This window comes from Desulfolithobacter dissulfuricans (genome assembly GCF_025998535.1).
GTDB classification, from domain to species: Bacteria; Desulfobacterota; Desulfobulbia; order Desulfobulbales; family Desulfobulbaceae; genus Desulfolithobacter; species Desulfolithobacter dissulfuricans.
The window spans coordinates 466,261-489,056 of record NZ_AP024233.1 but is presented as its reverse complement, the minus strand read 5'-3'; the positions used below and the strand labels follow the sequence as shown (position 1 = coordinate 489,056).

Sequence of the window (22,796 nt, the reverse complement as noted above, 5' to 3'; positions counted from 1 at the left end):
ATCCCTCCTGAATTACAGGAACAACACTTTTTTATTTACCTGGACTACCCTTCATCTCTTCATGCACCACGGCAAGAAGAAAAATATCGCCTTCTCCGACACTGCAGGATGTTATACTTGTTCCGGCCTGCCAGGATCCCACGTTACAATCCTCTTCTCAGTTATCTCCACTCGAAAGCGATTTCCTGTCACCTTCACTTGCCAGGTCTCTTTTTAACAAAATAGAGACAATGACCACGATAGCAATAATCATGAAGAGCGGATGGAGCAGCCACATGAAAAGAGGAATGAGAAAATAATAGCCCCGCATCCCCATAGAGAATCGAATACCGGCCATGAGAAACAGATTGGAGACAACCTCTGTTGAATCTCTGTTCTCAATAGCATCAATTTGATGTTTGGGGAGATTGAGAATGAATCCGAGATAATTTATCTCCCTTATATACCAGGTAAAATTAAAAAAAGAGTAAGAGAGTGTCAAAATGATAAGAAAAATTTTCCACATCTCGACAACAGGGTCTGTGGAACCGAAGATGCCAAGTATAGCAACTGACCTCTGGGGCGTATTCAGATAACCTAGCAGGTGAAATGCGCCCATTATAAGAATGACTGAAGTCGAGGCCAGAAACGATGCAGACATTATTGTGTTTCTGAGGGTCTGAATGACCAGTATATCGTTTTTGCAATACGAATGGGCCACAATCCATGCGTTTCTATAGGCCTGCAGTTTTCCAAGAAACAGCCTTTCACGGTTTTTTCTAAGCATCCGCGCCAGGAACAGACGATAGCTGATAACTGTTGTCCAGAACAGCGTGAATGCCACCCAGTCCAAGAGGTACGGCTTTGCACACCAGCTATTGATTATTTCTTGAAACTGAGGCATTTGAATTCCTGCGTGGTTTTGGGATGATGCCCCGGAACTTCCGGCAATTCACAGCGTTTACCTGAAAACGGTCGTCTGTTCAACGGGATGGGTAGGGAAGGCCAGACAACTGACGCTATAACACTGCGGCGTGAAAAATATTGTTATTTCTTTTGGTTCCAAAAAAAGAACAGCTGTTTTTCATTCTGGAGAAATTTATCCGCCACAGTCGCCAGCGAGAAAAAATAAGAGTTTGTGGTAACTGTTCTCACATCCGCCAGAAACCGACGGGCCCACAGTCCTGGATGGTCACTGAAAAACCTGAGCTGTTCGCCCAGAGAAGACGATCCTGATTCCATGCCCTTTTCGATCAGCCAGGCCATGAAATCAAGTTCAAGGGCAATATGATCCGGCAAAAGATAGGAGTGCTGCCTGTCCACAGCAAGGCCGTGTTGCTCATAGAATTCCTGCACAACCCGGGCACATCTTCCCATGATCGTGTCTTCCAGGTACACGGATTCATAAGGCGACACCGGATCGTCATGGGGATTATTAATAAAGAGCATTGTGTGCTCACAGCATATCTGTTCAAAATCCAGAATCTCAGACAAACCGGACAGAGTTTCCATCTCGGCGGTGAGATCAAGTTCCAGAATGTCAGCTGCTTCTGCCAGAATCCCTGGTAACTCGCGAACAAATTCGTCCCATTCTATATCGCCGGGATAGAGATAGGCAAGACTCAGCATCTTGTAGACAGCATACCTTGCCTGGTGCAGCTTTTCACTATGGGCGAACGGGTCCCGACCGGGAGAATGAATCTCCCGGTCAGAACGGCTTCCCATGTCAGTTGGAAAGTTCATGGCCAATTTCTGCAACCTCTGGCTTACTGTTCAGCCTTTTTGATTTTTTCATACCAGAGGGGATGATGCGACTTAATCTCAGCCGCATCAAGGTCGCCGGAACCGAACATTGCCTTGAACCCTGCCCTGTTGAGCGGATGAATACCAAAATACATGTGCCCCAGAAGGGTAGGAATCAGCAACGCAAAGCCAACATCATGAAGAGTTCTGGCAAGCGTCCACGTTGCCGGCGAAAATGATCCACGAAACCACAGGACATATCCTGAAAAGGCCAGCATGGAAATACAGATGATAAAAACATAGGCAGCGATTTTCTGTCCGGCATTATATTTTCCCTGTCTGGCATGTTTAAAATCAATATAACTGGTTTTAAGACCGGCCAACCCTTCTGCTTCCGGCTCCGGCCATATTTGCCATTTGGTGATCTGCAGAAGCTGGACCACAGCAAAAGGCACGGTAAAGAGAAGAAAAAGCAGGGCTGCCACTCTGTGAATCGTCCTGCATACCTGAATGCCGGAGGTCAAGACGTTTCCGTCAGGGGTAGTAATAAAGTCAGCAATTCCCGTTATGCCCGGAACGCATAAATAATGCGGCTTCCGGGAGAGCGGTTTCGTAAACTTCTGTGTCGTAGCATGGTGTAATCACAACATAATTTTTTCTCAAGAACTTGATTTTTTACTTGACATGGCTGAAAAGATCGGCGGCATTTTTCTTTGTAATATCAATTCGTTACAAGGAGATATGCCATGTCGACACTCAGCAGATTCATTCGCAACTACCGTAACAGCGGAAAAACATTTCGTCGGATAAAAATGCGCTGTCACCTCAATGCCGATACCTTGTATTCCCGCATACGCGAGGATTTTAACCGAGTGGTGGATCATCGGGCCGCCAACAGTTCAATATCTTTGCCCGATGTACTGATGTCCGGTTTTGCCATGTTTTGCCTGAAAGATCCATCGCTGCTTGCTTTTGATGAACGGCGCCGGGAAGAGCCCGACAGCCTGCAGGGAGTATTCGGTGTCAGCCGCATCCCCAGCGACAGCCAGATGCGCACTGTTCTGGATGAGGTTTCCGTCAGGGATCTGCGTCGTCCGTTCAAAAGTATTTTTGCCCAGCTTCAGCGTGGCAAGGTACTGGAGAAGATGACCTGGCTGGGCGGATATTATCTTCTTGCCCTGGACGGCACCGGTATTTACACCTCTGAAAAGATGGGCTCCGACTATTGCCTGAGCAAGAGGAAGCGCAACGGCAAGGTCGAATATTACCAACAGATGTTTGCCGGGGCCTTTGTCCATCCGGACCGTTCGGAAGTGATTCCCACCTGCCCGGAGATGATCGTCAAGCAGGACGGCAGCAGCAAGAACGACTGTGAACGAAATGCGGCCAAGCGTTACCTGACTGATTTCCGGCGCGAGCATCCCCATCTCAAGACCATTGTCATTGAAGATGCCCTGGCGTCCAACGCGCCGCATATCCAGGAGTTGCAGAAACATGACCTGCGCTACATCCTCGGGGCCAAGCCCAAGGATCATGAGAATCTGTACCAATCGGTCGACGAGGCGGCTGACAGGGGCGAAATCACCGAGTTGCACATAGCGGATTCCAACAAGACCAATGTGCACCATTGCTTTCGTTTTCTCAACAATGTTCCCCTCAACAAGTCCAGCAAGGATTCTCTGACGGTCAACTTCCTGGAATACTGGGAGACGGACAGTGAAGGTAACGTAAAGAACCGGTTCGGCTGGGTGACGGACATCCCGATCAGCGGGGAAAACGCCTTTGACATCATGCGTGCCGGCCGTGCCCGGTGGCGGATCGAGAATGAGACGTTCAATACCTTGAAAAACCAGGGCTACAACCTGGAGCACAACTATGGACTCGGCAAGAAGCACCTGAGCGCTGTTTTTGCCCATCTGATGCTGCTGGCCTTCTTGGTGGATCAGGTTCAGCAGATGTGTTGTCCGCTGTTCCAGGCGGCCCAGGCAAAATATAGAACGAGACGGTACCTCTGGGAACGAGTTCGCAGCTGCTTTAATGAGAATTTCGTCCCGTCAATGGAGCTGATACTCCACTGTATCGTCAACGGCGTCCGCAAGCCGAAACTGGAGTTCCAATGGGAGTGAGTCGCCGATCGAAAAAATCAGGTTGTCAAAGAACGTATTCTTGCGGACAACATCCGGAAGGATGACTGGAGAAGTACGTCAAAAATTCGGTTTTTTCTCCGGGAAAACCGCCTTCCCTGTCGTTTCATGCCGAAAATCGACAGGAAACTTGGACAACAGGGTCAAAATTTCTCAAATCGTCCTGTTCGCTGGTTGAGCAGGGGGCAAATCGGGAACTGCTGTAATAAAGTCAAAAGGAAAACCAAAGCAATAGGCAATCCAGTGAAAGCTGGAAAACAGAATTGGCAGCCCTGTCAGGATAAAAAAGAACATCAGGATTATGATGGCTTTATGATAGAACATCTGCAATGGGGTAAACGCAGTGTATTTTTTACTCATGACCTCCCTCCTTTTCTCGTGCAGCAAGAACTTCTTTGCGATTTGCCAGCCAGTAGAGGAAATGGGCGCCGGCTCCCAGGGCTACTGCAGCTGAAGCCCCGACGCCAATGGTCTTGCATGTCTGCCGCAGAGCCATGCTGCTGACCACGGGATTTTTCGGCAGGCCATATTTTTCCATCTCCTCGGCCGCAACGATAGTCATCCAGCCGGTTCTGCCGACGTAGTCGTTTATTTTATCGGCGCCGTATACGATATATTCCTTGCCAAACTGCTCACTGTAACGTTTTGCCCGCTTTCGTGCCTCGGCAACCACCTCAGCACGGGGTCCGCTGATCAGGGCATCCCCTATGCAGGAACTGACACATGCGGGTCTGAGACCTGATTCCACCCTGTCGTAACACATGATACATTTATAGGAGGCATTGGTGGTCTGATCATAGACAGGTACGTCAAAGGGGCAGGCTTCCTGGCAGGTGCGACAGCCCACACAGAGATCCTGATGGATAACCACCTGCCCCCCTTTTCTGCGCTCGATGGCATTGGCTGGACAGTTGTTGGCGCAAGGGGTGTTCTCACAATGCATGCAGTGATGCAACTCGGTTATCCGATAACTTTCGGGTATTTCCCATATTCCCTCTGGATGGGATACAGGTAATTAAGCTGTGTTAAAGATTTATTGACTCCATTTTCCACCGATGCTGTTCCGTTTCTCTGCAGACGCAAACGATTTTCCACGCTGCAGCGAACCACACAGGTGAAACAGCGTACACAGGCCTGTGAATCATAACATATTGAATAAGCAGACATTACGCCCTCCTTATCTTGACAACATAATCATGCGCCGCATGGCCGCCCACCAGAGGAGAGTAGTGAAAGGGCGCTGAATGATTAGGATTGAAGCCGGTCTTCGGCGCATTGGTGTAAAACCTGTTCAGTTTTTTAAATGCTCCTGGACCTGCTCCATAATAGCTGAACATGGCATCAGGGTGGACAAGTTCACTGAGAATAACCCTGGCATTCTGTTCCAGTTTATTGTCTGGATTCCAAATGGTTACCATGTCTCCGTCTCGAAGCCCCAGAGATTTCCCCTTGGCCGCGTTAATGAAGACGGCATCCCAGGAGATCGCCTCGCCGACGTTGGCAAGCAGCCGGTTGTCCTTGGTCTGCTGACCGGTAAAGGAGTTGACCGGAGCAAATCCTGTAACCGGAATGAACTCGTCTTTTGCCAGTTCCTTCTTCTCGGTCATCCACTTGGCAGGTTGCCAGACCGGCAGCGGATTTGCCACCACGGCGTTACTGTCGTCAGCCGCCTGCAGTTCATCATATTGCCTGGCCAGAAAGGTACTGAACAGCTCCAGTTTGCGGGTCGGCGTCTTGGCCTTGGGCCTGGGGGTCGGGGCCTGGCCGTTCCAGACACCGAATTCTCTCAGGTAATCGGTAGTAATTTTGGCTTTTTCGCCGGCAGGTACTCCTTTAATCCCCTCGAGCTGTTTTTCCCACAGCAGTTCAATACCGCCCTCCTCAAACGGCTTGAAATGCGTCGCATATTCTTCCGGCGTCAGTATCCGACGGGCCAGTTCCAGGCTGATCCAGTAGGGACTTTTGACATCAAACAGCGGCTCAATGGCTTTCATGTTGATGGTCACCCCGGGCACTTCAAACTTGTACTTGCCGTTAATGGCCTCGTCACGTTCAACAAAGGTGGCATCCGGCAGGATGACATCAGCATACAGGGTTGTCTCGTTGAAAAAAGGCGAGATACAGACCGTGAACTCCAGTTTTTTCAGCGCCTGAACAATTTCCGTCCCACCAGCTGATCCTCCGAGCAGGTTAGAGCCATTGAAGACCATGGCCTTAATGGGATACGGCTTTTCCGTCAGCACTGTTTCCACTGCTTTATGCCGATAATAATGCGTATTGCCGAACCGGAAATTCGGATCATGCCTGGCATAATATTCGCCGATAGACTCTGCCTGGGCCTTGGGCGGATGGATAAGCTTGCCGGGCTTGGTGGAATGATTCCAGATGATGCCGCCTTCCCGGCCGAATGCGCCGATAAGGACATTCATCATGCAGATGACCTGGATCATTTTAAAGGAATTGAAATACCGTTCACTACGGTAGGTCGGATCGATAAAGGCATGGGGCCTGTTCCGGTCCAGCTCTCTGGCAATCTTCCGGATCTCTTTTGCAGGGACGTCACTTTTTCCCTCGGCCCATTCCGGAGTATAATTCTCAAGTTCTCTGGCAATCCTGTCCAGGGCGGTCACTGCCTTGAAGGCCCTGTCCCCAAACGTCACATCATACGTGCCGTTTAAGGCCGGTTTCTCAGCCTCGCTGGCAAAGCGTACTTCTCCGGCAGCTTCGTCATAGACAAGATAATCCAGAATCTTGACTTTCTTTCCTTTCTCGACTTTCTCGATTTCCCTGACTCCGGCAGGCTGGAGGGTCGTGGAGTCCACCAGCATGGGAGCATTGGTATATTTTCTGAGATATTCCGGCTCGTAGGACTTGTTTTTCATCAGCTCATGAAAAAGCCCGAGCAGAAAAGCCAGATCTGATGCCGGTCTTATGGGAAGCCAGTGCACATTGTCCTCTCCCGCCTCGGAAGGTTTGCGGGGATCAATCACTGTCAGCTTGAGTCCGTTACGCTTTCCTTTGGCAAATTTCATGGCCCACGGGTAGCAGACAAGACCGCCGGCCGGATTACGGCCGATAAGCACGCCGTATTTGGCCTTTACAAAGTCAACGCTGATCTTGCTCGGACTGCAGCCCGGCAGACCATGCTTGAAAGGCCCGTAAATCACTCCGGCACCCACCGCCCGGGAATTGGCCCAGCAGGTATCAGCATATCCGGGAAAATTAGGGGTGCCGAACACCTTGAACACTTCATTATCCACTCCAGGGGCACCATGAAAACGGGTAAGAACGGCCACTGCTTCCGGAGTACCCTGCTCCCTGTATTTCTTGAGCCTGTCGGCAACCATATCAAGCGCTTCCGGCCAGGTAGCCCTGCGGAACCTGCCTTCCCCTCTTTCTCCCACCCGGATAAGTGGTGTCTGGATACGATTGGGGTTGTATACCATACCCGCCGCGGCCACAGAGCGTCCGCACACTCCTGGCATGACAGAGTGCGGATTGGCCTCAATCCCCACAAGACGTCCGTCCACCACTCTGGCAAGGCCTGGACATTTCTGGGCGCACATCCGGCAATTGACGGGTACTCGCTTTTCCATGCCATAGTCAGGCAGTTTCTCCGTCCGGGCCTTTGCGGTACCAGGACCTGTCGCCACCAGGGGGCCTGCCAGGGCCAACCCTCCCAGCTTCAGAAAATCTCTTCTGTTTGTTTTTGGCATACTTGAATTCCTCCTTTCGATTATCTTTAAAAAAATATCCGAAACTCCTATCCTGTTGCCTGGTAGGTAAAGCTGCCACTCCATCAAATCGGGCGTAGAATGTTAAAGTGAAAGATGGAAGTGGCATAAACAGACAGGAGGAACGCAATAAGCACGCCATTACTTGTCATCTAATCGGCCTTTCCCTTAAGGGATTACCAATTGGACAAAATTACAGATAGTTAACATAAATCCTCAAACAAGGAATTCTACTGACCAAGGGGAACCATTGCGCTGGCAACGCTAAAAATGTCCCCCCGAGGGAACATTAATGTTCCCAATCGGGGACATTATAATTTTGCGAAAACAAGAAATAACAATTTCCGACTCAAGGTCTCGGTGCGCTATTTTTAAAAAAGGCGAGGAACTTTTGAGAAAAAGAGAAGGACGGGAAAAACACCCTGCACCATGCACTGAAAGCCAACACTCCTGCATCCGCAAAGCAAGAGAGAACACCCAGGACTTCGCACCCCTGGCCTGAAAAACTAGTTATCCCGAGCATACAGGGAGATAGCGCCAAGTTGAGCGTTTTACTTTTCACTGCTTTATCGTAACCAGACCCTCCATGTGGTCCGGACAACAGGCTGTTGAAAAACGTAGCGAGCGAAGACGAGACAAGGAAAAATGAGACGAAAAAGCGCAGTGTACATGGAGTACATGAGCATTTCGGAGTCTCGCAGATAAGCGCAGACTTCGAGCTCGCTTACCCGGAGTCTCCCTTCGGTCGCTTACCTGAACCGAATTTTGACGCAGTATCACCTGGCGCAGTAGTTTTTCAACAGGCTGATAATGCCGAAGCAGGGAGAGATGCGGCCCTGACCGCATGATGAGCTAAACGAGCTGGGGATTCAGGGGTTGGGCAAAACGCCCAATTCAGAAGATAGACAAGGCCAGGCGCCGGGAACTTCCTGCTTCTTAGGAGGAGCTGGTAAGTTGCAATAAAAGGAAGAACAGTACTATTTCTTCAGGCACAATACGTACCAAATTAAGCAGGAAAGATCCCGGCACCCAACTACAGGGGCATGCGCTGATAACAGAACATGCTGATGAACGGTTATATTATGTAAAAGGATAAGCTATGTAGTTTATAGCGTTCGTATAGACTCTCTTTATTCACCAAAAAAACATAACCCCTTGATGTAAAACCTTTTTTTACCGAAGCTCCAGTATTCTGTTCTTGAGTAATTCCAACTGGTAAAGTGCATCCTTGCTTACAGCGAGCGTATCTGAATCACAGTTATAATTCGCATGACCCAGAGAGGAGTGGACCCTCTGCCTGGCCAGCAGCTCACAATAACAATCGACCATCCTGCGTTGCCTGCTTATCGCTTCGTCTACAAGCTCAATAATTTTTTGTCTCATTACTAAGTTCCTCCGTGGACTTTTCGTGAATACTTTTTTTCTTACCCAGGAACCATTTTTCCCGTGGCTCGCCTGGAACAGCATAGACCAGTACGCCACAGAAAATGGTTCCCTGATCATTCATTGATCGATTCTGAACAATTAGTAGCTGGCATTATCTTATAATGCCGAGCATACCCAAGATAACGACTGCACTGGGCAAAAATTGTTCCAGGCGACTGGACGAGCAGTAGCAGAAAAATATCGACTGATAAGCACACTCTCCCGGCTTTAATTGCCTGTCGCCTTTCCGCCCACCGATCGAAACGTTCGAACTGAGCCGCGGAAGACAGCAACGCTGCCCTCTGCCGCTCCAGGGCTTGGATGACGACAGGTCTCACAGCTACTGTACAGCCGCCGTCCGGGCAAAATTACCAAGCGCATTCGCTATTTTCTTTATGACTTCATCGCACCCCTTGATGCCATGGCGATCCGCCAGGTATTCAGGATCGTTATAGAACAACCACACCTGTCCCTTTTCATCTTCCCAGATTAAAGCTTTTTGAGGCAGATCGATACCAACGCTCTGGGCGCATTGCATCAGTGGCGTGCCCACCCTGGGATTGCCGAAGATAATTAATTCGGTTGGACGTAACTTTTTCCCAACCTTTTGAGCTCCCTCTGCATGATTGATTCGTGCAAACACAGTCATTCCTTTCATCTCCAAGGCCTTCTCAAGACGATCCGCTGTACCTTTAACGTCGCGAGAGCTCTTTATACTGATGAGGCCATTACCAGCGACAGCCACCGAAGATAAAAAAAGTAGTGCTATGAGACTCAGCAGTAAGTTACGCATTTTTAATCCTCCGAAAGAGTGTATTGTACATGCCATTGGGCGTAACCACGCTGTATTCAGGCAAACGCCGGTAGCGTTTTCCACCAGTCCTGTACACTGAACCTCGGTAACACCCAACCAAAGCAACAAATATGCCCATTTTTTCAACCAACCACGTCACGGCCACAAAAAACATATTTTTTACGCACAAAATCAGCTAACTATGCCCGAGCATTTCCCACAAAAAGACAACTACAGCCAATACTATACAGCTAAAGCATGGCAACATGTTCCCAAGAGGGAATGCGCAGGGGGAATACATGTTCCCGATTGTTCACATTGACAGCAACATGACATTCATCATGTACTTTTCGCTCACCCAGACTCGATGTCAGTGTGGTGATCAGGCCGAACGGAGAGGCTTAAATTATCATTCCCATGATTGATCATCTATTGCATACTTCGACACAAAAACCGTCAGCGCCCCCAGCGCGCTGAAGTAGGGACTCCTTGCCTTTTCCATGAGCTCCCTCCCATATGATCCTGCCCACTGACCGGGGTACTCCTGGAAAAATTGACTGGCCGTATCGCGGAGGCGCTCCGCCTCCGATTGGCTGCTGGCCTTGTCAGCTGAGTAGAGAAGGTTGGCAAAGAAAACCAGTTCCAACCCGAGATGATCGTTTCTGCCCATCTGCTTAAGATAGAACGGTATATCAAGCGTTTCCGGATAAAACCCGGCAGCCTGATAGAGCTCGCCGATGATCTGACTGAGCCCGTTTGCCATGGAACCGTAACGGTGAGCGTTTTCAAAGGGAGGCGTATATACACCGGACATGGGGACCAGGAACAGGTCAAAAAACTCCTGGCGCAGATCATCCGCCTGCTCGGGATTCACCCTGGTCAACAGTTCGGGCAGATTTTCATCAGGCAGAATGTCGGCCAGAAGCTCCCCCCATTTCCTGCAGGCGGAACAGTTTTCCGTGGACGGCTCTGTCAGGTAAAGCCTTGCGGTAAAATCCGCAAGGCTTGCCCATGCCAGCAACTCTTCAGTTGTTTCTTTCCAGGCAGCAATGGTCATATCCTTTCCACCCTGGCAACTATGGATTGTCTTGCATTTGAACCTATGACCACATCGGCCAGGGTAGAAATACCGCGCCTGGTCGGATCGTCCAGACCAAGAAGGTTATGGGCCACCCCTGCCCCCAATGCCGGATCACCAGGCTGCCTTTTACTGCCGATGGTAACCGAAGCAGCGCCCAGTGCCCAATGTCCAAACCCATGCTCTATGCCGAGCACACCCTGCTGGATACCGTTGCGCACATCTGCTACCCCTTCAACACTGCCGGCAGGCGATGTTACCCGGATACGATCACCGGTTTTGATTTTGAGCCTGTCCGCATCTTCAGGATGCATGATGATGCCATTGCTCGGATGGATCTGGGTGAGCCTGGCCTCGCCAATGGTATGGGATGACTGCAGCTGCGACTTGGTACAGACAACCTGAAACGGCCAGCTTCTGCGGTCATAAACCTTTTCAAAAGGGGTACCGTCTGCCAGAACCGGAGGCTGCCAGGTGGGAACGCCCGAGTAGTATTCCCCACTCAAGCTGTTTCTGGCCCGGCCTGCCTGTTCATTATAAATCTGGACAGGCTTCGAATAACGCCTGGCAAGCCACTGCCCCTCATAGGCCTTGGAGATCGATTGGAACCGGCCTCCCCTGGCCATGGCATAGGCGACTTTTGGCCATTCTTCGGCCTTCAATACCGCCTTGAGGCGAGGCAAATGACGATCCACCCCGGTCAGAGTCAGATCTTCCTGTTCGCTGTCCGGCACTGGCTTACCGGCAAAGGCTACATTGGCAAAAACCCGCAGAAAGAAATCATCCGGTGTGTTTAAAGGATGTATATTGCCCTCTGCGTCCGGTATGGCCCTGTCACCAAAGCCCGGCAGTCCCATGCGCTTGGCCACGGCGATGATAAAACTTTCCATGCAGATCGGGACCTGTTCCGCGGTTTTGGCAACAGGAGGTTCCACAACCGGCCAGCGAAAAGAATTGATTTTTGTCAGATGGGAGGCCCAGGGCCAGGCTGATCCCCATGTCTCATACAACACTGTATCGGGAACAATGTAATCAGCAAAGGCAGTGGTCTCGTTAATGAACGGATCTATGGAGATGATAAGCGGCAGTTTTTTCGGATCTGCCAGCTGTTTTTTTGCCTGGGTATACAACCCGGCCTGACCATAGAGAGGATTGGTGTTCCAGAGCAGAAGCGCCTTGAGCGGATAGGGATACCCGTTCAGCGCAGAAGGGATATACTCCGATTGAATGGCCGCTGAAAACGGATACCAGGGCCCGTCAGCCGGATAGGGCTTACCTGCTGCTTTTTTCCGTTTAAACTCACTTGTTTTTTCATAGGCAAACTTCCGGCTGACCGGCACGCCCTTCGGCTTGACTTTACCTGGAAATTTTTTGAAATTGTACCTGGGCCCTCTGCCGAAATCAGGGTACCTGCCACCACCGGCAGAGGCGCCGCCCTTCCAGTTGAGATTACCAACCAGACCATTGAGCATGGTCACCGCATAGGCTGTATAGAACCCGTTGGTGTGCATGGTGCCGCCATGACAGTCGGCAACGGCCTGCCGGCCATATCTGGTAAACTCGGAAGCCAGCTTGACAATGGTGGACTCGCTGACACCACACTCTTTACTGTACTCGGCCAGGGACATCTTCTCTGCTTCTTCACGCAGCAGCTGCAATGAAGACTTCACCTGGACGTCCTGGCCGCTGATAGAGACCTTGCCCTGATAAAACAGCTCGCCCGCCATTGCCTGGGTATGGGGACGCAGCTCTCCCGTGCCAGCATCAATGACCATGAAGGGATCCTTGTCGTTCTTCCCCACAGGCAGGCCAAGATGGGAACCGCGGAGCATGGCTCCAAACAGCGGATGCCCCTCTTCCACCACCACCAGATGACAACCATTGGACCAGCTCGGCTCACCTGCCTTCTTTGCGGCCGCCGGCCCGGGAACCTCCAGGAATTTTTTATTGTAACGCCGGCTGTCAAATATCCAGCGAATCATCGCCATAACCAGCGCCCCATCCGTCCCTGGTTTAACCGGTATCCACTCTGTCCGGTCACCGGCAGCCTTGGAATCGCTGTTGGTCAACACCGGATCAACCACGACCACCTTCAGGCGTCCTGATGCCCTGCCCTCGGCCACCAGGCGTCCCTGACGCATGAAAGGATTGCCGGCATTGGCCGGTGCCGTACCGATGTTGAGGATGTAACGGGCATTCTTAAAATCCGGCTTCAGATGAGGATATTTTTTCCAGTCTCCCAGAAAAGCGGCATATCCTGCCCGCATGCTGAGGCCGCAGTTGCCCCGGTGACCGGTGAAATTGATACTGCCAAAAGAAGTTTTCCCGAAGCGGGCCAGCAGGGGCAGCCTGCCTTCCTTGAAGCCGCCTACAATGGCAAACTGATTGGCCTTGGGCCCCAGCTCCGGCTGTGCCGGATCAATGGGTGTTTCCAGGTCACGAATGGAGCGCAAGCCCTCCACCTCACCCTCGCCGAATAAATTTCCACCCTCTACCACTTCCTTGACCAGGGTTTCAAAATCTATGGGTTCCCATTTGCCGGAGTTCCGGGGCCCTACCCGCTTCAGCGGCACCAGAACCCGGTGCGGGTCGTCGAGTTTGGCAAGGACCGCGTTACCCCGGCCGCAGGCAGTGGCCCGCCCCTTCAGCCCGGATTCCTGGAAACGGGACAAGGCCTTGAAGCTGTCCTTAATGGAGGTGGTATAGGGCAGGTGTGGATCGGATGCCAGCGCATGGTAAGGGTTCCCTGCCACCCGCAACACCTTGCCCCTCTTTTTATCCACCCGGACACGGACACCGCACAGGCTCACACAACCGACACAGACGGAGTTGGCAACGTATTGATCCGGATTTGGCGTGACTTCACCAGTGACCCGATCAACCCGCCATTCAGGCTGCAATGCATTACCGTAAATTTTATCAGCCGGCTGCTGCCCGTTCCACCAGCCGCTGGCAATACCTTTCAGGGTTCCCTTGTAGCCGAGGCCAAAGAGTCCAAGGGATGTCAGGGCCCCGGCGGCTTTTAAAAAATTTCGCCTTGTATTACTCATGAAACTGCTCCTTTTCTTTCAAGTATCGAATCGGTGTGTGTCTTGTCCTGATTGGCTCGTCCATTTTTCCCGCTGGTCTTTTTCCACGGGAGAAATGAAGTGAACAGAATAAAGAACAAAATCCAGAAGCCCCAGTTACCGATAATGTGCATAACGCCTGTCCGTCCCCAAAAGGACGGGATGTATTCATAAAAACCAGCACCGATCTTCGGGATAAGCTGACCGCCGATAACGGTGTCCCACCGGAAAAGCATGACCCCGAAAATGGCCAGAATAACCGTCAGGATGAACAGCGGCCGGATACGTCGCAGAGCCGGCACGGTCATGACAACCAGGGGGAGAAGAAGGCCAAGGCCGAGCTCCAGCACAACGGCTTCCATGAAATGGTGGCCGAATATAAAGTTCCCCACCTCTTGAAACGACGCGGATGAATAGGAAAGCCCGATGGTATACCAGAGAAGGCGCAGGATTAGGTCGCCAACAATGGACCAGGCCAGAAGGATGCCCAGCCGATCCATGAGGGACCAGTCCACCTTCCCCCGGTCATTGCGAACCATGATCCAGGACAGGAGGATCATGAGAGCCACCCCGCTGACCATGGCCGAGATCAGAAAAATCAGCGGCATGAGCGAGGTATGCCACATGGCCCTGGCCCGTACCACGCCAAGGATGTAGCCGGTGTAGCCGTGTACCGCCAGGGCGGTGGGTATGCCGATGGTTCCGAGAATTTTCCCAATGCGGTGATCACGGGCCTCGGTGTCAGGAGTCACTTCTACGCTTCCCAGGGCCAGCAGCCTATAGAACCCTTTGAGCAGACCGGACGCGGTCTGACTGCGACGGGCAAACCGCGCCCGGAAGACAAAGGCCATCTCCAGGGCAATAAGGAGCGGGTAGGAAGAGAGGAGGAACACGCCCCAACTCATGGGAGAGGTGCCGTGGAAATGGTACAACAGAGAATAAAAACGCCCGGGCTGCCCCAGGTCGGCAATGAGATTGAGCGGTGCTGCGACCAGTACAGTAAAGGCAACTATCAGAGAAAGTCCGGCAATGGATTCATACCGCTTATCACCAAAGACATAGGTCAGGGTCGAAAGAAGAAAAGCGGCTGCACTGATACCGGTAAGGAAAAAATATTGAGGAATGGCAACGCCCCAATGGACCTGGCTGCCCGTTTGAATAAGCTCAACTATTTGATCGTTCATATGGAATCCTCCTGATGTTCGGCTTGCCCTGCCGGGTTAAGTACCTGTCGACCTTCCACCCTGCCGCTGAAGTCCTCATCCAGGCCGATGTAAAAAACGCGAGGTGCGGTTCCCATATCTTTTTTCAATACCTGCGTGGGTACGGTAGCCAGCAGCCTTGAAACAGCAGAGCGCGGATCATTGAGATCTCCGAATGTCCGGGCGCCACTGACACAGGTCTCCACACAGGCAGGCAACAGTCCAGCCTCAATCCTGTGCAGACAGAAGGTGCACTTGTCTGCTGTTTTCGTCAGGGGATTGATAAAACGGGCATCGTACGGGCAGGCCTGTATACAGTAACCACAGCCGATGCACACAGTATTGTCTACAACCACAGCCCCGTCAGATCGTTGTCTGGTTGCCTGGGTGGGACAGACCGTTACACAGGCAGGTTTGGCACAATGATTACAGAGACGAGGAAGTGTATAACGCCGCGGCCTGCCGCCGGATGTCACTTCATAACTCGAGACAATGGTTCGAAAATGTCCCAGCGGTATCTGGTTTTCTGTCGAGCAGGCTACCGTACAGGCCTGACAGCCTATACAGAGCCGCAGGTCAACGACCATGCCCCAGCGAGGACCATCCTTCTGCGCTGATTTCTTGCCCGCAGATGTCGCCCCGGCGGTGCCAGCCGACAGAGCGGTCACGGCAAGTCCGGCCCCGAGAACTTTCATGAAATTTCTTCGTTCATTCCCCATAATACGTACTCCTGGTTTTAAAATTGCATTTTCTTGCCTGCCACTACACTACATCTTTCATGCCAGGAAAAAGCTTATGGCTGTTTCCACTGTAACAGCTTGAGGATAAAAGAAAAAAAACACATTGACGGGGCTGGCAAACCATGTCACCTGTACAAGACGGTGCGAAATGCACCTATCCAACATTGCAATAACAGCAACAAGGGTGCATTTTGCACCATGAGGTATTTCAAATGCGTCTCAGAATCGGCTCAAAAATTCTCTTAACCATGCTGACGGTGGCCGTGCCGTCTCTCCTCCTCTTTTCCATGCTGATGATCAAGTCCAGAGGCGACATCCTGATGGAAAATATTTCAGGCCATCTTAATGAGTTGGCCGCGCTTTCCGTCCAGACGGTCCAGGATCTGATTCATCACTCGCGAAAAAGCCTGTTGACAATCTCCACAAGCCCTGACATCCAATCCTTTTTACAGGTCCTGTCCAGCAGTGGAGAAAAAGGCGAGATAACAAAGGCCCTGCAACGGCTGGAAACGAGCTTTTACGAGTTCCAGCAGCTGGATACCAGCATTCAGGCAATCCGCTTTATTGATGCTTCAGGGTTTGTTCTGGCCAAGGTGCGGGAAGGAAAAATAATCAAGCGGCAGGGACCGGTTGTTCCGGAGAGAGGGATACGGGCCGTCAGCAGCAAGGCAAACCGTGATTTCTTTCGCAACACCATGAAGTTGAACCATGGTGAAATATGGATATCCAACCTGGAGCGTGGCTGGATGGAGGGTGAGGAGTACTGGTGCCCTGCCATGGTTCGATTTGCCACCCCGGTCTTTTTTGCCGATGGCAAAAGAGCAGGGGTGCTTATCATAAATGTCTGGGGCAAGACCCTCGGAACCATGATCAATCGCCTGGTCGCACCTGAACTGGGTTCGGCCTTTATTGTTGAACGAAATTTTACGAATCATGAGCGTCACGGTATCTACCTGTTTCATCAGGATCAATCCTGCGAATTCGGCAATCAGACAGGGAGCCGAATTACGGTCTTTCAGAATTTTCCCGCCTCAATTACCGCAAAATGGATGTCTGAGCCGGAAGGAATCAGCTATCATCCCCAGAACGGCGACATCCTCGTGCATCGTTACTTTTCTCCCTATGATAACGATGAACGGGGATGGATTATTGTTGTAGACGCAAAGCGGGATGTGGTCATGGCCCCGCTTGCCGCCATGAAAACAAAGGTCATACTCTCCGCCCTGGGCATCTTTGCCCTCATGATCACCGCAGCACTTTTTTTTGCCCGCTCCCTGACCCTGCCCATCCGATCGGTTATTGACGGTACACACCGGATCAGTCGAGATCTCAGCACCAGGATTCAGATAACGAGCAGAGATGAAATTGGTCAACTGGCCGAAGAGATAAACCAGATGGCGGCAACCCTTGAAAAGAACCTGCAGGAAAAAAAACGGATAGAAGCACAGATATCTCAGTCTGAGAAACTGGCATCCATTGGCGAGATGGCTGCCGGGCTGGCCCATGAGCTCAATACCCCTCTCGGGAACATCAAGGCGCTGGCGGTTCTGGCCCGGAAAGATCTGAGCGGTGGCAGGATTGATCCCGTTGTGCTGCAAGAGGATCTGGAAGACATCATTAACCAGACAGAAAAATGCAGCCGCATAATCGGGGGCCTGCTCGGTTTTGCGAGAAAGAGAAAAACAGAATTCAGCCTGTATAATATAAATGACTGTATAACCACTGCCATTTCTCTCGTTCAGCTGCGCAGTGAAAAAAAAGAGGTCGCTGTCCTTTTCAAACCAAACGACAGGCTGCCGTATCTCAAAGTTGACGGGCATCAACTGGAACAGGTGTTTGTCAACATTCTGCTCAACGGCATTGATGCCGTTCCCCCAGGGGGTACAATTGAAGTTACAGCCGACTTTGACGGCACGCAGGTTACTATCCGTTTCACCGATACCGGTTGCGGCATTCCCCCGGAAATACTTCCCAAAATTTTCAACCCGTTTTTCACTACAAAAGAGACCGGCAAAGGCACAGGACTCGGGTTATCGCTCAGTTATGGCATCGTAAAAAATCACGGTGGCAGCATTGATGTCCGAAGCCGGAAACAGAAAGGAACCGAATTTATCGTACGACTGCCGGTTGGCAGGACAGGAGACAGCGCATGAAAAACGTAATTGTGGCTGATGATGATCCTACGGCCAGAAAGATTCTTCTCAGGATGCTCCAGCCTGATTATCAGGCCGCGGCATTTGCCGATGGCAGGGATGCCCTGGATTATTTTCTGGAAAACGGAGCAGATATCATCATTACCGACCTCAAGATGCCGCGGCTGGATGGCATGGAACTGCTGCGCAGGGTAATGGAGGTTAATCCCGAAGTTATTGTTTTTGTGGTGACGGGATATGCTGCTGTGGATACCGCAGTCAATGCCATGAAGATGGGCGCCCATGATTATCTGGCCAAGCCCTTCAATCCGGAGGATGTTCTGGTGAGACTGGAAAGAGCTCTAAAGGAAAAAAACCTTGAACGACAGTGTACGTCGTACCGGCAGAAACAGGACCTTGAGGCGCAGCGCAATCCCATCATAACCAATAACAGCAAGATGCAACAAACCATGGACCTGGCGCGCCGGTCTGCCCGCACCGACTCCACTATTCTGATCCAGGGTGAAACCGGGGTTGGCAAGGAACTGATGGTGCGGCAGATACACCGCTGGAGTCCACGCAACGAGCACCCCCTTGTCCCTGTCAACTGCAGTGCTCTGGCTGAAGGAATTATGGAAAGCGAGCTCTTTGGCCACGAGAAAGGCGCATTTACCGGTGCCGACAGCAGAAGAATCGGTTTTTTCGAGATGGCAGACAAGGGCACCATCTTCCTCGACGAGATCGGCACAGCTGACAATCGCTTCCAGGTCAAGCTGTTACGGGTACTGCAGGATCATATCATATACCGGGTGGGCAGCCCGAAGGCAATCAGGATAGACGCGCGTGTTATTGCTGCTACCAATCAGAACCTTGAACAGGAGGCCAGAGAAGGCCGGTTTCGCAGCGACCTCTATTACCGGCTGAGTGTCGTCACCATATCCATTCCCCCATTGCGGGAAAGAATGGACGACGTCCCGCTGCTGGCCGATCATTTCCTGGCAAAATACCGCCATATCAACCCGACCGTCGAGGCTCTTACCCCTGAAAGCTATGACGTATTACTTGGTTACGATTATCCTGGAAATGTCCGCGAACTTGAAAATATCATTGAACGGGCCATGATTATCGAGACCACTGAAATGCTGCGGCCGGAAAGTTTGTTGATTCATCAGACAGGTACAGCAAAAGGGCGCCCGGCAATTAAACGCCCAGGCGCTGCGCCCGATACTTTTGACATGAAGGAGGTTGAAAAAAAACATATCCTCCATGTGCTGGCCGCGTGTGAAGGAAAAAAAATTGAGGCCGCCCGAATGCTTGGCATCAACAAAACAACACTCTGGCGGAAGATGAAAAAATACGGCATTGATAACCTATAATACATCCTGACAAGCTGTATTGCATGCCGCCAGGCAAGTATAATAGTCTCTCAAAAAAACCAAAGAACACCCCAAACTTCATTGCTTCATTAAACTGAAAAGAATCTTCGCAGATTGTCTTCGCCCCCGGATTGATTGGTCACGCAGATTATGCTGTATCGATTGCGGAAACTACTGCACCGCAGGCTATTTTAAAGGAACAGATATCAAGATGCCTGAAAAATAAGGCTTTGGGGACCGGGCGATCATTCCATTTTTCAATGGAAATCGAAGACGCTGGCAAAGCGATTCCGCTGGCATAATCTTTGTGATTCATACGCACACTGTCACTATCTTGGTGATTTTCATACAACTTCTTATTAATATATATTTATCTCCGTCCACCATATTTTATACTGAGTGATCGATGTTTTTCCGGGGCGATAATAATATCTACAAAAACAACGCGTTATATTTACTGACGCCTCTTGTCGTTCTCCTTCTGCTCCTTTCCTGTCCCACCCAGGCTCTCTCCAAGCGGATTAAAGTCGGAGTTTACAGTAACAAACCACTTGTTTTCAAGGATGGAAATGGACGTTTCCAGGGATTTGCCATTGATATTCTCCGCTCTATTGCCAGTCAGGAAGACTGGAAATTGCAGTTCATAGAAGGGACCTGGAAGGAATGTCTTCAGAGACTGAAAAATGGCGAAATTGATATTCAGGTCGCCATTGCTTACTCACCAGAAAGAAAGAAATTATATGACTTTGCTGACGAGACGCTTATCACAAACTGGGGCAGAGTGTATAGCAATACTAACTTTCAAGTTGAATCTATCCTTGACCTATCAGGAAGCACTGTTTCTGTCCTAGATAATGACATATATTATCAATCTCTCAAAGAAATTATTGAAAAATTTGGCCTGAAAGTCAATTTCATAACTCTAAACAGTTATGACGAAGTTTTACAGTTTGTCCAGGATAACAAAGCTGATGCCGGAGTAATTAATCGTATCTATGCCTCACAGAATGCGCATCGTTTTATCGTGGAAAAGACACCGATAATTTTCTCTCCAACAGATGTCAGCTATGCTGCGCCTAAGAACAGAAACAGCGACATACTCCAGGGTATCAGCCAGCACCTGAAAAAGTTGAAAGCAGACAAGAGCTCCATTTACTACCAGTCGCTGGAATATTGGCTCGATGGACAACAAAAACCATTGGCCCCAAGATGGATCAAGACAACCCTGCTCGCACTCGGTCTTCTTTTCTCTTTCGCTGTGGCTTTAACCTTATTTTTACGGCAGCAGATCCGCACCAGAACAGAGGAACTGACAACACGTAATCAACAGTTATCCAAAGTCAAAGAGCAGCTGGAAAAAGAAATATCAGAGCGAAAAAAGAGAGAAGAAGAACTGAAGGAGAGCGAAAAACGCTACTTCAGCCTGTTTGCGAACAATCATTCTGTCATGCTTTTAATAAATCCTGAAAATGGAAATATCGTCGATGCGAATCCTGCGGCCTGCCGTTACTATGGCTACAGCATTAATGAGATTGTTTCACTGAAAATATCTGACATCAACATACTATCGAAAGAGCAGGTTTTTCAGGAGATGAAAAAGGAAAAATTAGAACAACGAAATCACTTTTATTTCAAACATCGTCTTAAAACCGGCGAAATTCGTGACGTAGAAGTATACAGCGGCCCAATAACAATCCATGGAAGCAAATTATTATACTCGATAATTCATGACATCACTGAACGAAAAAAGGCTGAAGCGGCATTACGAAAAAGTGAAGAGGAGTGGAACCGGACTTTTAATTCTTTTGCTGATATTGTAACCCTCATGGACATCGATTTACGTATAATAAAAGCAAATCAGGCCACATGTAATATTCTTGGTCTTCCCTGTGACGAGATTATCGGTAATCACTGCCACAGACTTCTCTATGGCTCGGAGAACCCCTGCACGGATTGTCCGGTTCTGGATGCCAAGGAAAACTTTCAGCCGTACACCAGGGAAATATATCATGAGAACCTGCAAAAAACCTTTATGGTCTCTGCCGCACCAGTGCTCGATGAACAGGGCAATCTGGAATTTATTGCCCATGTTGCCAAAGACATCACCGAGTTGAAACAACTTGAGGAAAAACTCTCCCAGGCACAAAAAATGGAAGCGATTGGCACCCTTGCCGGGGGTATTGCTCATGATTTCAACAATATTCTTTCAGCAATCATAGGCTTTGCTGAACTGGCCAGGCAGAATATCCCAGCAGACTCCAAGGCGGCAAAAGATATTGACCAGGTCATTTCCTCGGGGAAACGGGCAACAGATCTTGTCAAACAGATACTCACATTCAGCCGCAAAACAAGTTCTGACCCGCAACCTCTTAAACCGCACCTGGTAGTCAAGGATACGCTGCATATGTTGCGCTCCACTCTACCGACGACCATAACCATAGAGGAGGATATTGATCAGGAATGCGGCACAATTCTGGCTGACCCGACCAATATACAACAAATCGTTGTCAATCTCTGCACCAACGCTCTCCATGCCATGGAGAATCAAAAGGGGACCTTAAGGGTGAGTCTGCATCGCCGGCAGATAGGTGACGCGGAACTTATCGGGGAAGCAGAAGTGTCTGCCGGTCCTTTTGTTGTTCTAACTGTCAGCGACACAGGCTGCGGCATGGACCAGACACTCCTCGATCGGATTTTCGAGCCCTATTTCACCACCAAAGAAATGGGCAAGGGGACCGGGCTGGGACTGGCTGTCCTCCATGGTATCGTTCAGTCGTACAAAGGATTTGTCAGAGTGGAAAGCACTCCGGGCAAAGGAAGTTCTTTTTCTATCTTTTTACCGGCACTGCAGGAAATTACCAGCGAACCGGAAGATTTGGCTTCCGAAACATCACCCGCTGAAACCAGCCCGCTCATGGGCCATGAACGAATTCTGATTGTTGACGACGAACTCCTGCTTGTCCGCGCAGGCCAGAGAATGCTGGAGTATTATGGTTACAAGGTTACAGCGGTAACAGACAGCAGGGATGCCCTGGAAAAAATCCAGGCAGATCCGGAGCAATTCGACCTGCTCATCAGTGACCAGACCATGCCAGGGCTCACCGGCTTCGAACTGGCGCAGACCGTACTGGAGATAAAACCAGATATGCCGATAATCCTCTGCACTGGCCACAGCGAGGTGGTCTCCAAAGAAAAGGCTCTGGCCATGGGCATCAAAAAATATCTCACCAAGCCGATCATTGGCGATACACTTGTCAAAGCAGTCCGAATGGTACTGGACGAAAACAACCCGCAAACTCACCAGGAATCCGCCCTCCCTGAAGAGAGGGATTAATCCTTCGCATTATTCCCCGGCAATCGTATCAATAATGGGTGGGCAGGA

At 50.4% G+C, this 22,796-nt stretch carries 15 protein-coding genes; 4 read left to right on the top strand and 11 right to left on the bottom strand.

Annotated elements, in window-relative coordinates; genetic code table 11:
- Positions 1–157: 157 nt before the first annotated feature.
- The 3 genes from GF1_RS02020 to GF1_RS02010 form a co-directional block, all read right to left on the bottom strand.
- The gene (locus GF1_RS02020) at positions 158–883 is read right to left on the bottom strand and encodes a DUF599 domain-containing protein (RefSeq protein ID WP_267927961.1); all 726 of its coding nucleotides are present in this window, start codon (positions 881–883) and stop codon (positions 158–160) included.
- Positions 884–1,026: 143 nt separating this feature from the next.
- A complete protein-coding gene (locus tag GF1_RS02015; RefSeq protein WP_267927960.1) occupies positions 1,027–1,722 on the bottom strand; it encodes a TorD/DmsD family molecular chaperone in 696 nt (231 codons plus the stop codon).
- Between the two features lie 23 nt (positions 1,723–1,745).
- Positions 1,746–2,246 (bottom strand): cytochrome b/b6 domain-containing protein, encoded by a 501-nt coding sequence (locus GF1_RS02010; protein WP_267927959.1) that lies wholly within the window; start codon positions 2,244–2,246, stop codon positions 1,746–1,748.
- A gap of 222 nt (positions 2,247–2,468) precedes the next feature.
- Here GF1_RS02010 and GF1_RS02005 point away from each other — a divergent pair, with 222 nt between their 5' ends.
- On the top strand, positions 2,469–3,848 hold the full coding sequence (locus tag GF1_RS02005; protein ID WP_267927923.1) for a transposase: 1,380 nt from the start codon (positions 2,469–2,471) through the stop codon (positions 3,846–3,848).
- Between the two features lie 171 nt (positions 3,849–4,019).
- Here the strand turns inward: GF1_RS02005 and GF1_RS02000 are convergent, their stop codons facing one another.
- The 8 genes from GF1_RS02000 to dsrO form a co-directional block, all read right to left on the bottom strand.
- On the bottom strand, positions 4,020–4,226 hold the full coding sequence (locus GF1_RS02000; protein ID WP_267927958.1) for a hypothetical protein: 207 nt from the start codon (positions 4,224–4,226) through the stop codon (positions 4,020–4,022).
- Positions 4,219–4,809: a 4Fe-4S dicluster domain-containing protein gene (locus GF1_RS01995; protein WP_267927957.1), complete on the bottom strand. Its 591-nt coding sequence runs from the start codon at positions 4,807–4,809 to the stop codon at positions 4,219–4,221. The genes GF1_RS02000 and GF1_RS01995 overlap by 8 nt, the downstream gene beginning before the upstream one ends.
- Before the next feature lie 223 nt (positions 4,810–5,032).
- The gene (locus GF1_RS01990) at positions 5,033–7,582 is read right to left on the bottom strand and encodes a molybdopterin-containing oxidoreductase family protein (RefSeq protein ID WP_267927956.1); all 2,550 of its coding nucleotides are present in this window, start codon (positions 7,580–7,582) and stop codon (positions 5,033–5,035) included.
- Positions 7,583–9,365: 1,783 nt separating this feature from the next.
- Positions 9,366–9,818: a DUF302 domain-containing protein gene (locus GF1_RS01985; RefSeq protein ID WP_267927955.1), complete on the bottom strand. Its 453-nt coding sequence runs from the start codon at positions 9,816–9,818 to the stop codon at positions 9,366–9,368.
- 409 nt (positions 9,819–10,227) lie between these two features.
- Positions 10,228–10,875, bottom strand: coding sequence for a TorD/DmsD family molecular chaperone (locus tag GF1_RS01980; protein WP_267927954.1), 648 nt, complete (start codon positions 10,873–10,875; stop codon positions 10,228–10,230).
- Complete coding sequence (locus GF1_RS01975; RefSeq protein WP_267927953.1) at positions 10,872–13,946, bottom strand: molybdopterin dinucleotide binding domain-containing protein; 3,075 nt, start codon at positions 13,944–13,946, stop codon at positions 10,872–10,874. Before GF1_RS01975 ends, GF1_RS01980 begins: the two co-directional genes overlap by 4 nt.
- Complete coding sequence (nrfD, locus tag GF1_RS01970) at positions 13,943–15,148, bottom strand: NrfD/PsrC family molybdoenzyme membrane anchor subunit (protein WP_267927952.1); 1,206 nt, start codon at positions 15,146–15,148, stop codon at positions 13,943–13,945. Before nrfD ends, GF1_RS01975 begins: the two co-directional genes overlap by 4 nt.
- Positions 15,145–15,885, bottom strand: coding sequence for a sulfate reduction electron transfer complex DsrMKJOP subunit DsrO (gene dsrO / locus GF1_RS01965; protein ID WP_267927951.1), 741 nt, complete (start codon positions 15,883–15,885; stop codon positions 15,145–15,147). Before dsrO ends, nrfD begins: the two co-directional genes overlap by 4 nt.
- A 233-nt stretch (positions 15,886–16,118) precedes the next feature.
- On the opposite strand from dsrO, the gene GF1_RS01960 reads away from it, so the two are divergent.
- From GF1_RS01960 to GF1_RS01950, 3 genes are all read left to right on the top strand, one after another.
- Complete coding sequence (locus GF1_RS01960) at positions 16,119–18,059, top strand: sensor histidine kinase (RefSeq protein ID WP_267927950.1); 1,941 nt, start codon at positions 16,119–16,121, stop codon at positions 18,057–18,059.
- Positions 18,056–19,414, top strand: coding sequence for a sigma-54-dependent transcriptional regulator (locus GF1_RS01955; RefSeq protein ID WP_267927949.1), 1,359 nt, complete (start codon positions 18,056–18,058; stop codon positions 19,412–19,414). Before GF1_RS01960 ends, GF1_RS01955 begins: the two co-directional genes overlap by 4 nt.
- A 406-nt stretch (positions 19,415–19,820) precedes the next feature.
- The gene (locus tag GF1_RS01950; RefSeq protein ID WP_267927948.1) at positions 19,821–22,748 is read left to right on the top strand and encodes a PAS domain S-box protein; all 2,928 of its coding nucleotides are present in this window, start codon (positions 19,821–19,823) and stop codon (positions 22,746–22,748) included.
- The last annotated feature ends 48 nt before the right edge of the window (positions 22,749–22,796 follow it).

What these genes read in the sequence shown, in the direction of transcription:
- GF1_RS02020 (WP_267927961.1), bottom strand. Translation starts at nt 883, where the DNA reads ATGCCTCAGTTTCAAGAAATAATCAATAGCTGGTGTGCAAAGCCGTAC.
- GF1_RS02015 (WP_267927960.1), bottom strand. Translation starts at nt 1,722, where the DNA reads ATGAACTTTCCAACTGACATGGGAAGCCGTTCTGACCGGGAGATTCAT.
- GF1_RS02005 (WP_267927923.1), top strand. Translation starts at nt 2,469, where the DNA reads ATGTCGACACTCAGCAGATTCATTCGCAACTACCGTAACAGCGGAAAA.
- GF1_RS02000 (WP_267927958.1), bottom strand. Translation starts at nt 4,226, where the DNA reads ATGAGTAAAAAATACACTGCGTTTACCCCATTGCAGATGTTCTATCAT.
- GF1_RS01995 (WP_267927957.1), bottom strand. Translation starts at nt 4,809, where the DNA reads ATGCATTGTGAGAACACCCCTTGCGCCAACAACTGTCCAGCCAATGCC.
- GF1_RS01990 (WP_267927956.1), bottom strand. Translation starts at nt 7,582, where the DNA reads ATGCCAAAAACAAACAGAAGAGATTTTCTGAAGCTGGGAGGGTTGGCC.
- GF1_RS01985 (WP_267927955.1), bottom strand. Translation starts at nt 9,818, where the DNA reads ATGCGTAACTTACTGCTGAGTCTCATAGCACTACTTTTTTTATCTTCG.
- GF1_RS01980 (WP_267927954.1), bottom strand. Translation starts at nt 10,875, where the DNA reads ATGACCATTGCTGCCTGGAAAGAAACAACTGAAGAGTTGCTGGCATGG.
- GF1_RS01975 (WP_267927953.1), bottom strand. Translation starts at nt 13,946, where the DNA reads ATGAGTAATACAAGGCGAAATTTTTTAAAAGCCGCCGGGGCCCTGACA.
- nrfD (WP_267927952.1), bottom strand. Translation starts at nt 15,148, where the DNA reads ATGAACGATCAAATAGTTGAGCTTATTCAAACGGGCAGCCAGGTCCAT.
- dsrO (WP_267927951.1), bottom strand. Translation starts at nt 15,885, where the DNA reads ATGGGGAATGAACGAAGAAATTTCATGAAAGTTCTCGGGGCCGGACTT.
- GF1_RS01960 (WP_267927950.1), top strand. Translation starts at nt 16,119, where the DNA reads ATGCGTCTCAGAATCGGCTCAAAAATTCTCTTAACCATGCTGACGGTG.
- GF1_RS01955 (WP_267927949.1), top strand. Translation starts at nt 18,056, where the DNA reads ATGAAAAACGTAATTGTGGCTGATGATGATCCTACGGCCAGAAAGATT.
- GF1_RS01950 (WP_267927948.1), top strand. Translation starts at nt 19,821, where the DNA reads ATGTTTTTCCGGGGCGATAATAATATCTACAAAAACAACGCGTTATAT.